Raw genomic sequence first — 13,443 nt, forward strand, 5'->3', positions numbered from 1 at the left:
GATTCCGTTTGGGCTTTCGGCCAGTGACGGGCGAGACTGCTTCCGTGACGTCCCGAAAGCCTGATGAGCAGTTGGCTCGCGACTCCAGACTCCGACTCGTCTCGCCGCGCTCCGTCGCCGCGGCCCGCAAGGCGGTGACCGACCGACGCACCCGGCCCGCGCCCAGGCCCCCGGCGGGTACGCCCGCCACGGCCGACCTCGCGAACCGGGCCAGGGCCTCGCTCGCCGACGCCGTACGCCTGACCCGCTGGGCCGAGCGCAACCTCGGCGCCGGAGACGGCGGCCGGCCCGCCCCCACGGGCGCCCTGCCCGCGGCCGACGTCGAACGCGCCGCCGCGGAACTGGGCCTGACGCACGGCCAGATCCAGGTCGGCTGGGACCGCGCCCGGCTCGCCGGACTGGTCGAGGTGCACGGCGGCCATGCCCGGCCCGGCTGGCGGCTGCGCGCCTGGGACCGCGACGACACCGCCGTACTGCGCGGCTGGGTCGCCCTCTTCGACGCCTGGTCGCTGGTCCATCCCGCACCCGCCGACATCGCCCCCTCGGCCGTCGCCGAGGTCGTCGAGGCGATGCCCCAACTCCTCTCGCTGCTCCAGCTGTCCGCAGGCCCCGTGACCGTCCCGGACCTGCTCGACCTGCTCGGGCAGCGCGTCACCGAACTGCGCGACGAGCGGTGCGAGATCCCCTACGAGGCCGAGCCCGCGACGGCGCTGACGGCCGCCGCAGCCGGCCCCGCGGAGGCCCGCCCCGTCCCGCTCGCCCGGCTGCTGCGCTGGGCGCTCGGCGGACTCGCCGCCGTGGACGCCGTCACCCTCGGCCCCGCCCGGGCCACGCTCACCCCCCTCGGCAGCTGGGCCGTCTGGGTCAAGCTGGAGCAGATCTGCGTCGCGGCGCAGAGCCCCGCCGGGAACATCGAGCAGTCCGCCGCCGCCATGCTGCACGGCTGCGCGCGGCTCACCCCCGGCCCGGCCCGCGCCGAGTACCAGGCCTGGCTCGCCGCCCGGCCCGTCGGCCACGCGGTGGCCGAGCTGCTGCAGGCCGCCCGGGGTGAGGACGCCCTGCTGCGCGGCCTCGCCTTCGAGGCGCTGCGCGTGGTCGGCGCCCCCGCCGAGCCCGAGGTGCGCGCCACCGTGCGCGAGCCCGCCCTGCGCCCCTACGCCCTGCTCTGGCTCGCCGAGCACGACGGGATCGACCCCGACGAGGCGCAGGACGTCCTCACCGCCGAGGAGTCGACCTGGCTCTGGGTGGACACCGCGGCCGCCATCGCCGACCACGGCGAGGCCGAGCTGCTGGCCCGTCACCTCGACTCCGCCGTCCGGACCACCGTCCCCCGGCTGCTGGACGAGGTCCGTGCGGTCGGCCATCCGCGCACGGTGCAGGTGCTGGTCGCGCTCGCCGCGGCCCACCCCGACCCGACGCTGGCCAAGGCGGTCCGCCGGGCCGCCTTCCAGGTCCACACCGGCGGCGAGTGACCCCGTGGAAGCGAACGGCTCCGCAGGAGAACGAGGGCGGGGACGGGCGCGCCGCCCGGGTCAGACCTGCGGCGCGTACGTCCCGAAGCTCCAGACGTTGCCCTCGGCGTCGCGGGCCATGTAGTCGCGGGAGCCGTAGTCCTGGTCGGTGGGCTCCATCACGATCTCCGCGCCGTGCTCGACCGCCCGCCGGTGGTGGGCGTCCACGTCGTCGACCACCACATAGACCCCTGAGGGGCCGGCGCCCTCCATGGCCTTGTCGAAGACCCCGCCCTTGCCCGAACTGCCCAGCATCACCATGCCGTTGCCGTACGCCAGCTCGGCGTGCGTCACCGAGCCGTCCTCACCCTCGTAGACGGCGACCTGGCTGAAGCCGAAGGCCTCGGTCAGCAGCCTGATGGCCGCCTTCGCGTCGCGGTAGACCAGGGTGGGACAGATGGACGGAACGCCTGCCATGACGATCACTCCCTCTCGTGATGGTGACCCGCGTCACACCAGCATGGCAGGCGTCACCGACAGTCAGCGGAAGGTGTTGCACTGGGCCATGTCACCGGTCCGGTAGCCCTGGTAGAACCACTGCTGGCGCTGCTCGGCCGAGCCGTGGGTCCAGGACTCCGGGGACACCCGGCCCTGGAACTTCTCCTGGATCCGGTCGTCGCCGACCGCGGCCGCCGCGTCCAGCCCGTCCCTGATGTCTGCCTCGGTCAAGAGCTTCATCAGCGGCCGCCCGGTGGAGGCGTCCGTGACGTTCGTCGCGTTGTGCGCCCACACCCCGGCGTAGCAGTCGGCCTGCAGCTCGACCTTGACCGCGTTGCTGTTCGGGCCCTGCCGACCGTCCTGGGCCCGCTGGAGGGTCCCGGTCAGGTTCTGGATGTGGTGTCCGTACTCGTGGGCGACGACGTAGGCCTGGGCGAAGGGGCCGCCGGTCGCGCCGAACTTCGTCCGCAGTTCGTCGAAGAAGCCCAGGTCCAGATAGACCTTCCGGTCCGCGGGGCAGTAGAAGGGGCCCACCGCCGAGCTGGCGGTCCCGCACGCCGTGCTCGTCCGGTTCTCGAAGAACACGGTCGTCGTCGGGCTGTACCGGCCGCCGCGCCTGGCGAACTCCTGCTTCCAGAAGGCCTGGGTGCTGAGGGTGACCGCCAGCAGTCTGCAGTCCTCCCGCGTGTTCGCGTCCCGCCCCGACTTGCAGGCCTGCTGCACCTGGGTGAGCGACGAGGTGACCGGCGCCGGCTCCTGCTCCCCGTCGGACAGTCCCAGCTGGTCCGGCCCCACCCCGAACAGCAGCCCGATGACCAGCGCGATCAGACCGACGATGCCGCCGCCGACGGTGGCCTTGCCGCCCGGGATGCGGCCGCCGCCGCCGCGCCTGTCCTCGACCTCGGAGCTGTCGAGTCCGGCGTCGTCGTCGAACTGCATCCCGCACCACCCTCCATCCGCCGAACAGGTGCGGTCGCGTCTCCGCCCATGCGGCGAGTATCAACCCAATCATCCCGGTCTGCGCCTCGGCCGCTCCGTGGAGCCACTGGGCCGGACGGGGACACGGGGGAGCTGATCCCGCAGGCCGGACGGCCCGGCCCGCGCCCGGAAACTAGTTGCGCACCCCCGGTAGAATGTCTCTCATGGCAAATCTCCTCGCGGATTAGCGGCGTCGAAGCTTCGCGTCCTGCCCCCCTTCCGCCGTCCCGACCCGCCCTGGAGTATTTCCGTGATCACCGCCACCGGCATCGAGCTGCGCGCCGGCGCCCGCGTCCTTATCGAGTCCGCCTCCTTCCGTGTCGCCAAGGGCGACCGCATCGGCCTGGTCGGCCGCAACGGAGCGGGCAAGACCACCCTCACCAAGTGCCTCGCGGGCGAAGGCCAGCCCGCCGCCGGCTCCATCGCCCGCTCGGGCGAGGTCGGCTACCTCCCGCAGGACCCGCGTACCGGCGACCTCGACGTGCTGGCCCGCGACCGGATCCTGTCCGCGCGCGGCCTCGACGTGCTGATCAAGAAGATGCGCGCCAACGAGGAGCGCATCGCCACCGGCACCGGCGGCACCCGCGACAAGGCGATGAAGCAGTACGAGCGCCAGGAGACGGAGTTCCTCACCAAGGGCGGGTACGCCGCCGAGGCGGAGGCCGCGACCATCTCGGCCGCCCTGGGCCTTCCCGACCGGGTGCTCGGCCAGCCGCTGCACACCCTCTCCGGTGGTCAGCGCCGCCGCGTCGAGCTCGCCCGGATCCTCTTCTCGGACGCCGACACCCTGCTCCTCGACGAGCCCACCAACCACCTCGACGCCGACTCCATCGTCTGGCTGCGCGACTACCTGAAGACCTACCGCGGTGGCTTCATCGTCATCTCCCACGACGTCGACCTGGTCGAGACCGTCGTCAACAAGGTCTTCTACCTGGACGCCAACCGCTCCCAGATCGACGTCTACAACATGGGCTGGAAGCTCTACCAGCAGCAGCGCGAGGCCGACGAGAAGCGCCGCAAGCGCGAGCGCCAGAACGCGGAGAAGAAGGCCGCGGCCCTGAACTCGCAGGCCGACAAGATGCGCGCCAAGGCCACCAAGACCGTCGCCGCGCAGAACATGGCCAAGCGCGCCGACCGGCTGCTCGCCGGCCTGGAGGCCGTCCGCGTCAACGACAAGGTCGCCAAGCTCCGCTTCCCGGACCCGGCGCCCTGCGGCAAGACCCCGCTGACCGCCGAGGGCCTCTCGAAGTCGTACGGCTCCCTGGAGATCTTCACCGACGTCGACCTGGCCATCGACAAGGGCTCCCGCGTGGTCATCCTCGGCCTCAACGGCGCCGGCAAGACCACCCTGCTGCGCCTGCTCTCGGGCACCGAGAAGCCGGACACCGGCACGGTCGTCCCCGGCCACGGCCTCAAGCTCGGCTACTACGCCCAGGAGCACGAGACCCTGGACCCCGAGCGCACGGTCCTGGAGAACATGCGCTCCTCGGCCCCCGACCTGGACCTGGTCGCCGTACGCAAGACCCTCGGCTCCTTCCTCTTCTCCGGCGACGACGTGGACAAGCCCGCCGGGGTGCTCTCCGGTGGCGAGAAGACCCGGCTGGCCCTGGCCACGCTGGTCGTCTCCTCGGCGAACGTGCTGCTCCTCGACGAGCCCACGAACAACCTCGACCCGGCCAGCCGCGAGGAGATCCTGGGCGCGCTGCGCACGTACAAGGGCGCGGTCATCCTCGTGACGCACGACGAGGGCGCCGTCGAGGCGCTGGAGCCGGAGCGCATCATCCTGCTCCCGGACGGCGTCGAGGACCTGTGGGGACCGGACTACCGGGACCTGGTGGCCCTCGCCTGACCGGGTTCCGGTTCCCGTTCCGCTTCTGATCCAGTTCCTTATGGATCATTCGGCTCACGGGTGATCCATCATCTGAGTGAGACGGTCTCGTACCGTTGCGCGTCGTACGACGGCCCCGGCCGCACCCGCGAAGGTGCGCGACCGGGGCCGTTCGTTTTCCGGTTCCGCGCCCCTGACCTGGCGATTCCCGGCGAGGGCAGCGGAGTGTGACGGAAGTCATGCAGCGGAAGAGAAGATTCCGTTCTGCTCGGGTGTCCACCGGTCGGGAAATGCCGTCGTACCGACCTTGCTGAATGGGTGGCCAGGAAGCGTGGGAGGGGTGATCATGAGAAGTCCAGAGCGCACTTCCCATGAGGAGGCACGGGTGGCCGAGACTCTGAAGAAGGGCAGCCGGGTAACCGGCGCCGCGCGCGACAAGCTCGCGGCAGACCTGAAGAAGAAGTACGACTCCGGTGCGAGTATCCGGGCGCTGGCCGAAGAGACCGGCCGGTCCTACGGATTCGTCCATCGGATGCTCAGTGAGTCCGGGGTGTCGTTGCGTGGTCGCGGAGGCGCGACGCGCGGCAAGAAGGCCGCTACGGCCTGACCCCGGTCCCATCGGTTACGACGCTTCAACGGCTTCAAGGTTCATCATGATCCGACGGTTCCTTCGGTGACCCCCGGTCGGCCTTCCGGTCGGCTGGGTGGTTACTGTGCAGTCACTTAGGCCGAGCTTGCGGCCGACTGCACACCGGAGGCATGAAAGATGGCTCTGCTCGACAAGGACGGCGTACGACTCACCGTCGACGACACGGTCGCCACGGTGACACTGACCAATCCGGCCAAGCGAAATGCCCAATCCCCCGCGCTCTGGCGGGCTTTGGCCGAGGCCGGGAGGTTGTTGCCGGGCACCGTCCGGATCGTCGTGCTGCGCGGTGAGGGAAAGTCCTTCTCCGCGGGGCTCGACCGGCAGGCGTTCACCCCCGAAGGTTTCGAGGGCGAGCCGTCCTTCCTCGATCTGGCACGCGGTTCGGACGAACTGCTCGACTCCACGATCGCCGAGTACCAGGAGGCATTCACCTGGTGGAGGCGTAACGACATCATCTCCGTCGCCGCCGTGCAGGGGCACGCGATCGGCGCCGGCTTCCAGCTCGCGCTCGCGTGCGACCTGCGCGTGGTCGCGGACGACGTGCAGTTCGCCATGCGCGAGACCAGCCTGGGCCTGGTCCCCGACCTGGCCGGTACCCAGCCCCTGACCACCCTGGTCGGCTACGCCCGCGCGCTCGAAATCTGCGCGACGGGCCGCTTCGTGCACGCCGAGGAAGCCGAGCGGGTCGGCCTCGCCAACCTCGTCGTCCCCGCGGACGAGCTCGACGCCGCAGTCCAGGACCTGACCACGGCTCTGCTGGCCCCGCCGCGGGACGCCGTGATCGAGACGAAGACGCTGCTGCGTTCCGCCCAGGCCCGCCCCTACGACGACCAGCGCGCCGCCGAGCGCGCGGCCCAGGCCCGCCGCCTGCGGGACCTGGCCGGTCTGTCCGACTGAGGGCCGCCGTGACGCCGGAGCCCCGGGGAAAGCCGGCCAGCCGACCGGCGTAGTCCCGGGGCGCCCGGGCGCCATGGCGCCTAACGTGGTGCGGAGTGAGTCCACCAGCCACGCGAAGGGACACGCGATGACCGAATCCGCATCAGGGGTCTCCGGCAAGGAGCCCGGCGACCGGGGACGCACGAGCATCGCCGACGGGGTGGTCGAGAAGATCGCCGGGCTGGCCGCCCGCGAGGTGGTCGGCGTCCATGCCATGGGCAGCGGCAGCGGCCTCTCCCGTACCTTCGGCGCCGTCCGCGACCGGGTGCCCGGCGGCGCCAAGGCCAGCGTCAGCCGTGGGGTCAAGGCGGAGGTCGGCGAGGTCCAGACGGCCCTCGACCTCGAGATCGTCGTGGACTACGGGGTGTCGATCCGGGACGTGGCACGGGCCGTCCGGGAGAACGTGATCTCGGCGGTCGAGCGGATGACCGGCCTGGAGGTCGTCGAGGTCAACATCGCGGTGAGCGACGTCAAGCTGCCCGATGAGCCCGACGAGGAGCCGGAATCCCGTCTCCAGTAGCCGAGAGGAGCCCGCATGAGCATGGCGATCGCCGGACTCTTCGCCGGTATGGCCCTGGCGTTCGCCGGCTACTTCGGCGGTTTCGGGGCATTCCTGCTGGTGGCCGCCCTCGGCGCCATCGGTTTCGTCGCCGGGCGGTTCCTCGACGGGGACCTGGAACCGGGTGACCTGTTCCGCCGCCGTGACGACCGGCGCGGGTGAGGCGCCGATGAGCGGCCCGCCGCGCTCCGCCCCGCCCCGGGTGGCCGCCGCCGAGCGCGGTTTCACCCGTATCGCCGACAAGGTCGTCGCGAAGATCGCCGCCCAGGCCGCCCGGGAGGCGCTCGCCACCACCCCGGGCACGCCCCCGCACGCCACCGTCACCGTGCACCACGACATCGCCCGGGTCCGGGTCAGCCTGGAGCTGGACTACCCCTCCGACCTGGCCGCCCAGTGCGCGGCCGTACGCAGGCAGGTCGCGCTGCGGATCGAGGAGTGCGCGTCGATGTCCGTACCCGAGGTGGACGTCGACATCGAGCACCTGCACTCCACCCACACCCGGACCGCCGCCGGGCGGGACCGGCGGCTGCGGTGACGGCCCCCGGCACCGGCACCGAGGCCGGCTCCGCCCCGGCCCGGGCCCGCCGGTTCCGCTCGGCCCGGCGGGTGGCCGCCGGGCTCACCGCCCTGGTCGTGCTCGGGGTGGCGGTCCTGTTCCTGTACGACCTGGCCGCCCTGCGGGCCGGCCGGCCCGGGATGAGCTGGCGCCGCGACCTCGCCGACCAGCTGGCGGCGCGCACCCCCGCGGACCTGGCGGTGCAGCTGATCGCAGGGGCCCTGGTCCTGGCCGGGGCGGTGCTCCTGGTGCTGGCACTGGCCCCCGGGCTGCGAGGGATCCTGCCGATGCGGACCCCGGACCGGCGGGCGGGCGTCCGGGCCGGGCTCGGCCGCAAGGACGCCGCGCAGATCCTGCGGGACCGGGCCATGGAGGTGTCCGGAGTGCGGTCCGTCCGGGTCAAGGTGGGCCGGTCCCACGTCAGGGTGCGGGCCACCTCGCACTTCCGCGAGCTGGACGACGTACGGGCCGACCTCGACGAGGTGCTCGCCGTCGGCATCGAGGAACTGGGCCTCGCGCACCCGCCGAAGCCGCGCGTACGGGTCAGGAGGTGACGGAATGCTCGGAACGGTGAACCGGATCCTGCTGGCGCTGGCCGGAGCGGTCCTGATGGCGGCCGGGACCGTGGTCCTGACGGGCTCGTGGCCGCTGCACGGCCGCCACGCACCGCTGCTGAGCGAGCAGACCAGGAACCGGTACTGGCACGCCGACGGCTGGTGGTGGGCGGTGCTCGCCGCACTCGCGGTGGGCGTGCTGCTGGCGCTGTGGTGGCTGCTCTCCCAGTTCAGGCGCCGGCGACTGCCGGCGGTGGTGGTGGACACCGGGGACGGGGAGTTCGCCACGCTGCGCGGGCGCGCGCTGGAAGAGGCGGTGGCCGCGGAGGCTGGCGCCCTGGACGGCGTCGCCGACTGCCGGGTCGCCCTGCGCGGGCGGCGCGGGTCGCCCGCGCTGCGGGTCGCGCTGGAACTGGAACCCCACGCGGTCCCCGCCGACGCCCTGGCCGCCGTGGCCGGTCCGGTCCTCACCCACGCCCGGACCTCGGCGGGCCTCCCGGAACTGCCCGCGGAGGCCCGCCTCAAGGTGACGTCCCACCGGGCCCAGCGCGTGACCTAGTGCTGTGACCGTCCCCCGCGGATCCTCCGGGGGTCAGAAACCGTGCCGGGAGCCGCCGTCGACCGGGAGCATGATGCCCGTCAGGTACGACGCGGCCGGGGAGAGCAGGAAGGCCGCCGCGCGGCCGAACTCCTCCGGGGCGCCGTACCGGCGCAGCGGGATGCGGGACTCGTTCCCCGCCCGCGCGGCCTCCGCGTCACCGGACAGCGCGTCGAGCTCGCGCACGCGGTCGGTGTCGATGCGGGCCGGAAGCAGGCCGACCACCCGGATCCCGCGCGGGCCGAGCTCCAGCGAGAGGGACTTCGCGAAGCCGGCGAGGCCCGGGCGCAGGCCGTTGGAGATGGTCAGGCCGGGGATCGGCTCGTGGACCGAGCCCGACAGGACGAAGCCGATGACCCCGCCCTCGCCGAGCTCGGCTGCCGCCGCCCGGGCGAGGCGTACCGCGCCCAGGAAGACCGACTCGAAGGCCGCCGACCACTGCGCGTCGGTGTTGTCCGCCGCGAAGCCCGGCGCCGGGCCGCCCACGCTGATCAGGATGCCGTCGAGGCGCCCGAAGCGCTCCCGCGCGGTGGCGACGAGCCGCGCGGCCGCCTCCGGGTCGGAGTTGTCGGCCGCCACACCGGCCGCGTTCGGGCCGAGTTCGGCGGCGGCGTCGGCCGCCCGCTTCTCGTCCCGGCCCGTCAGGAGCACCTTCGCGCCGTCGGCGGCCAGTTCCCGGGCGGAGGCGAGGCCGAGGCCGCGCGTGGCCCCGGTGACGATGTAGACACGGTCTTTCAGTCCAAGATCCATGCCGACACGCTACGCCGTCGCCGGCTCCTGCCGGGAGGCTTCGGCCCGGGCGGCCTCTTCCTCGCGCTCGCGCTTCTCCCGCCGTACGAGGACCACCCAGCCCACCGGAACCGCCGCGGCGAACAGCCACCACTGCACGGCGTACGCCATGTGGGGGCCGATCGAGTCGTGGTCCGGGTCGGAGACGGTCTCCGGGCTGCCGTCCGCCGGGGCCGGAGCGGTGAGCTCCAGGTATCCGCCGAGGACCGTCCGGCCCAGGTACTCCGCCTGCTGCTCGCTGTTGATCAGCATCACCTGGCGGTCCGGCAGACCCTTGCGGTCCTTGATGCCGCTCCCGCTGCTGGTCTCGTCGGCCTTCAGCCGGCCGGTGACCGTGACCTCGCCCGTGGGCGCGGCCGGCACCGGCGGGTACGCGCGCGGGTCGTCGCCGCCCGGCACCCAGCCCCGGTTGACCAGGACCACCCGGCCGTCGGAGAGGACCAGCGGGGTCAGGACGTGGAAGCCGACCTTCTCGTCGTTGTCGGTGCGCATCCGGACGACGACCTCGTGCGCTGTGTCGTACGTGCCGGTCGCGGTGACCGAGCGCCAGAAGTCCGCGCGGGGGACCCGGTGCCCGGGGGCCGTGATCTCGCTCATGGGGACCGGCTTCGCCCGCAGGTTCGCCTCGATCAGCTGGTTCTGCGCGATCCGGTGCTCATGGCGGTGGTACTGCCAGAACCCCAGCTCGATCATCGCGGGGATGAGGGCGAGGGCCATCAGGGTGAGGAACACCCACTGCCGGGTCAGCACAAAGCGGTACACGCCCACGACGGTACCCGCAGCGCGAAGGACCCCGGCGGCCGGGTGGCCGTCCGGGGTCATGGCGTACGGAACGGGGTGTCGTGGCGGGGTGTCGGGACGGATGCCGGGAGGGGCGCCGGTACGGGCTGTCGGGACGGGGTCGCGACGTGGGGGGAGTCAGACGCGGTCGACGATGCCCACCTTCCCCTCCGCGCGGGCGCAGTGCGCCCCGCAGAACCACTGGCCCGCGACCTCGACGCCCTGGCCGATGATCGAGACCCGGCAGTGCTCGCAGACGGGCGCCATGCGGTGGATGGCGCAGGAGAAGCAGTCGAAGACGTGCACGGCGCCCTGCGCGTGCACCTCGAAGGACATGCCGTAATCGTTTCCGCAGACCTCACAACGTGCCATGGGCCGAATGCTGCGCACGGGGAAGGAGCGGAACAAGATCCAGCGGGGTGAGTCGCCGCGCCTGCACCCGCCCGGCGCAACGGCCCTCCGGTTCAGGACTCGGCCGGGGCCACGTCCCGCAGCAGCTGGGTGAAGGCCGCCTCGTCGACGACCGGCGTGCCGAAGCTCTTCGCCTTGACCGTCTTGGAGGTCGCCGAATCGGGGTCGTTGGTCACCAGGAGGCTGGTGAGCCGCGACACACTCGTCGCGATGTGCAGGCCCGCCTCGACCGCACGGTCCTCCAGCAGCTCCCGCTCCACCGAGGTGTCACCGGAGAAGGCGATCCGCATGCCCTGCTTCAGCGGCTTGCCGTCCTCGAAGCGCCCCGGATTCGGGTGCGGGCACGGGGGCCGCTTGCGCGAGGGCCGCCAGCTGCTGCCCCGGTAGGAGGCCTGGTACCCGACCCGCGGGGTGACGGCGGAGTCCGACCACTCCGTCAGCGGCCGGCATTCCAGCAGGGGCAGCCGTACGCCGCCCTGCGCGGCCGCGTGCAGCGAGGGACGGAACGCCTCCGCGAGCACCCGGGCGTCGTCGAGCGCGTGGTGGGCGCGCTGCTGGACCACGCCGAAATGCGCGGCCAGCGACTCCAGCTTGTGGTTGGGCAGCGGCAGGTTCAGTTCCTTCGACAGGGCGATGGTGCACAGCCGCTGACGGACCGGTGCGGTCGCGGCGGCCCGCGCGTACTCCCGGGCGATCATCTGCCAGTCGAAGATGGCGTTGTGCGCGACCAGTACCCGGTCCGCGAGCCGGTCGGCGAACTCTCCGGCGATGTCCTCGAAGAGCGGGGCGTCGGCGAGCATCGCGCTCGTCAGCCCGTGGATCCACACCGGTCCCGGGTCCCGCCGCGGGTTGACCAGCGTGTACCAGTGGTCCTCCACGTTGCCCTGGGCGTCGAGCCGGTAGACGGCGGCGGAGACTATCCGGTCGTCGCGAGCGAGCCCGGTGGTCTCCACGTCGACGACCGCGTACCCCTGTGGGTACGCGGTCGGCCACATCGTCTCTGCGGTCGTACGGTCGTCGAGCATGGTCACAGAGGATATCGGCCCTGACTGACACCCGTGGCCGCGTCGGCCCTTCCCGGCCGTCGGCCCAGGGCGGCGACCAGGTCGTCCGCCGCGAGCTGTTCGAGGCCGCAGCCGTCAACCGGCCCCGGAAGGCAGCCGGTATACGGACCCGCTCGCCCCGGCGGGCGCGACCTCGCCGTCCCGGCATGTCCGGCAGACCAGGCGGGCACACGGCCCGGGAGCGCGCCAAGGGGTTCATCGCGGCGGGGCCGTGCCGCTCGCGCCGTCCGTGCCGCTCGCGCCGGCCGCCGCGTCCGGCGCGAGCAGCGCGTGCACCAGGGCCCGTACTGACAGCAGGAACAGCCGGTCCGGGTCCGCCGGGCGGGCCAGGGCGCGGGCGAGGGCCGGGTCGTGGGGGGCCGCGGCCGGGTCCCAGAGCTCGCTCTCGGCCGGGGACTGCGCGGGGGAGCGCTCGCGGCTGCGCTCGACGAGCAGGTACCCGACGACCTGGAACTGGACGGCGCGCACCGCGTCCGCCGCCCGGGCGCCGCGCAGCCCGGCGGCGTGCACCTCGTGGACGAGTGCCTGCTGGGCGGGCAGGAACATCCGCTCGGTCAGTCCGCGTTCGTGGACCATCGCGATCAGGTGCGGACGCGTCCGCAGTTCGCGGCGCAGGATCCGGGCCACCGCCAGGATCCGGTCGGCCGGGGTGCGGCCGGTGGGCCGGATCGCGCCCATCTCCTCCACGGTCCGCCGGACGAGGGCGTCCAGCAGCGATTCACGGTTGCCGACGTGCCAGTAGATGGACGTCACGGCGGTGCCCAGCTCGGCGGCGAGCCCCCGCATGGTGAGCGCGGCCGGACCGTGCCGCATGACCAGGGACGCGGCGGCGTCCAGCACCTCGTCGCGGGTGAGCGTGGTTCTGGCCACGATGTCTCCACCAATCTGTCGGATCGTCAATTCTGGTCCGTGCAGGGGTCTTTACCCTTCATCGGTGGCGGTGTAACTGTGTTACAGAACCGACTCCCCCCGAGCCGAGGGATGGTGCGAGACATGGCACGCGTACGGTACGGAGCGCGGACCGAGGCCGAGATCGCGGCGTCGCGCGAGAAGAGTTCCGAGCTCCCCGACATCTGGTCCACCGGCGTCGTCGCCGTCTGGGAGAGCGACCCCCACGTGGTCGCGGCGGTCCTGCCGCCTCCGCTCAAACCGGCCGACCGGCCCCTGGTGCGGGCCAACATCAGCAAGGTCGACCTGCCCGGCTATCCGCTCGGCGCGGGCTCCGTGGCCGTCGCCGCCCAGCACGGCGGGATCGAGGGCTGGTACCCCCTGGTCATGCCGATGACCCTGGAGCGCGCCCTGACCGGCGGCCGCGAAGTCTTCGGCGAGCCGAAGAAGCTGGGCGAGGTCACCGTGGAGCGCGACGGCCTCGTCGTACGGGCCGCTCTCGCCCGGCACGGGATCGCCTTCGTCGAGGTGCGGGGGGCGGTGGACCGCGCGCTGCCGCTGCCCGGGCCCACCCAGAAGACCGACTTCTACTTCAAGTTCCTGCCCGCCGTGGACGGTTCGGGCTTCGACGTGGATCCGGTGCTCGTGCACTGCACGCGCAACGAGAAGGTCCGCAAGCTGGAGCACGTCACCGGGGACATCGTGCTGCGGGAGTCGATGTTCGACCCGGTCGCCGACCTTCCCGTCCGCCGGATCGTGGAGATCACCATCGGCGAGAAGACCACCGACCAGAAGGGCCGGGTCGTCGAGCGGGTCAGCGCCCAGGCCCTGCTCCCGTACATCCACCAGCGCTACGACGACCCCATGCAGATCCTCGACGGACCGCCCGAGGGGAGTGTGTGAC

17 protein-coding genes are annotated in these 13,443 nt (G+C 72.6%); 10 read left to right on the forward strand and 7 right to left on the reverse strand.

All coding sequences use genetic code 11. From position 1 onward, the window contains the following. Positions 1 to 44 precede the first annotated feature (44 nt). On the forward strand, positions 45 to 1,472 hold the full coding sequence (locus tag ACZ573_RS22215) for a hypothetical protein (protein ID WP_471306751.1): 1,428 nt from the start codon (positions 45 to 47) through the stop codon (positions 1,470 to 1,472). A gap of 60 nt (positions 1,473 to 1,532) precedes the next feature. Here ACZ573_RS22215 and ACZ573_RS22220 read toward each other — a convergent pair whose 3' ends face one another. Continuing rightward, positions 1,533 to 1,928, reverse strand: coding sequence for a VOC family protein (locus ACZ573_RS22220; RefSeq protein WP_030010786.1), 396 nt, complete (start codon positions 1,926 to 1,928; stop codon positions 1,533 to 1,535). A gap of 63 nt (positions 1,929 to 1,991) precedes the next feature. Further along, positions 1,992 to 2,888: a KPN_02809 family neutral zinc metallopeptidase gene (ypfJ, locus tag ACZ573_RS22225; RefSeq protein ID WP_471306753.1), complete on the reverse strand. Its 897-nt coding sequence runs from the start codon at positions 2,886 to 2,888 to the stop codon at positions 1,992 to 1,994. Between the two features lie 289 nt (positions 2,889 to 3,177). On the opposite strand from ypfJ, the gene ACZ573_RS22230 reads away from it, so the two are divergent. The 8 genes from ACZ573_RS22230 (at position 3,178) to amaP (ending at position 8,568) form a co-directional block, all read left to right on the forward strand. Continuing rightward, entirely contained in the window at positions 3,178 to 4,776 is a 1,599-nt protein-coding gene (locus ACZ573_RS22230) for an ABC-F family ATP-binding cassette domain-containing protein (RefSeq protein ID WP_030010788.1), read from the forward strand. A 364-nt stretch (positions 4,777 to 5,140) separates the two neighbouring features. Continuing rightward, a complete protein-coding gene (locus ACZ573_RS22235) occupies positions 5,141 to 5,362 on the forward strand; it encodes a helix-turn-helix domain-containing protein (protein ID WP_030010789.1) in 222 nt (73 codons plus the stop codon). Positions 5,363 to 5,521: 159 nt separating this feature from the next. Next, positions 5,522 to 6,301: an enoyl-CoA hydratase/isomerase family protein gene (locus tag ACZ573_RS22240; RefSeq protein WP_471306755.1), complete on the forward strand. Its 780-nt coding sequence runs from the start codon at positions 5,522 to 5,524 to the stop codon at positions 6,299 to 6,301. A 127-nt stretch (positions 6,302 to 6,428) separates the two neighbouring features. Further along, a complete protein-coding gene (locus tag ACZ573_RS22245; protein ID WP_301371953.1) occupies positions 6,429 to 6,860 on the forward strand; it encodes an Asp23/Gls24 family envelope stress response protein in 432 nt (143 codons plus the stop codon). 15 nt (positions 6,861 to 6,875) lie between these two features. Then, positions 6,876 to 7,061 carry a hypothetical protein gene (locus ACZ573_RS22250; protein ID WP_030010792.1) on the forward strand — a complete coding sequence of 62 codons (186 nt, stop codon included), beginning with the start codon at positions 6,876 to 6,878 and terminating at the stop codon, positions 7,059 to 7,061. 7 nt (positions 7,062 to 7,068) lie between these two features. Further along, positions 7,069 to 7,434 (forward strand): hypothetical protein, encoded by a 366-nt coding sequence (locus tag ACZ573_RS22255; RefSeq protein WP_471306758.1) that lies wholly within the window; start codon positions 7,069 to 7,071, stop codon positions 7,432 to 7,434. Next, on the forward strand, positions 7,431 to 8,009 hold the full coding sequence (locus tag ACZ573_RS22260; protein ID WP_471306760.1) for a DUF6286 domain-containing protein: 579 nt from the start codon (positions 7,431 to 7,433) through the stop codon (positions 8,007 to 8,009). The genes ACZ573_RS22255 and ACZ573_RS22260 overlap by 4 nt, the downstream gene beginning before the upstream one ends. Positions 8,010 to 8,013: 4 nt before the next feature. Next, positions 8,014 to 8,568, forward strand: a complete 555-nt coding sequence (gene amaP / locus ACZ573_RS22265) for an alkaline shock response membrane anchor protein AmaP (protein ID WP_471306762.1) — start codon at positions 8,014 to 8,016, stop codon at positions 8,566 to 8,568. 33 nt (positions 8,569 to 8,601) lie between these two features. On the opposite strand, the gene ACZ573_RS22270 is transcribed toward amaP, so the two are convergent. The 5 genes from ACZ573_RS22270 to ACZ573_RS22290 form a co-directional block, all read right to left on the reverse strand. Next, positions 8,602 to 9,357 (reverse strand): SDR family oxidoreductase, encoded by a 756-nt coding sequence (locus ACZ573_RS22270; RefSeq protein ID WP_471306764.1) that lies wholly within the window; start codon positions 9,355 to 9,357, stop codon positions 8,602 to 8,604. A 9-nt stretch (positions 9,358 to 9,366) separates the two neighbouring features. Beyond that, a complete protein-coding gene (locus ACZ573_RS22275) occupies positions 9,367 to 10,158 on the reverse strand; it encodes an SURF1 family cytochrome oxidase biogenesis protein (protein ID WP_471306766.1) in 792 nt (263 codons plus the stop codon). 156 nt (positions 10,159 to 10,314) lie between these two features. Beyond that, entirely contained in the window at positions 10,315 to 10,548 is a 234-nt protein-coding gene (locus ACZ573_RS22280; protein ID WP_030009585.1) for a hypothetical protein, read from the reverse strand. Positions 10,549 to 10,640: 92 nt separating this feature from the next. After that, positions 10,641 to 11,618: a DEDDh family exonuclease gene (locus ACZ573_RS22285; protein WP_314249169.1), complete on the reverse strand. Its 978-nt coding sequence runs from the start codon at positions 11,616 to 11,618 to the stop codon at positions 10,641 to 10,643. A 228-nt stretch (positions 11,619 to 11,846) separates the two neighbouring features. Next, entirely contained in the window at positions 11,847 to 12,521 is a 675-nt protein-coding gene (locus ACZ573_RS22290) for a TetR/AcrR family transcriptional regulator (RefSeq protein ID WP_471306768.1), read from the reverse strand. Positions 12,522 to 12,644: 123 nt separating this feature from the next. Between ACZ573_RS22290 and ACZ573_RS22295 the strand changes: the two genes are divergently transcribed. Beyond that, positions 12,645 to 13,442, forward strand: coding sequence for an acetoacetate decarboxylase family protein (locus tag ACZ573_RS22295; protein WP_471306770.1), 798 nt, complete (start codon positions 12,645 to 12,647; stop codon positions 13,440 to 13,442). The last annotated feature ends 1 nt before the right edge of the window (position 13,443 follow it).

Source organism: Streptomyces sp. NPDC040545 (assembly GCF_055595065.1).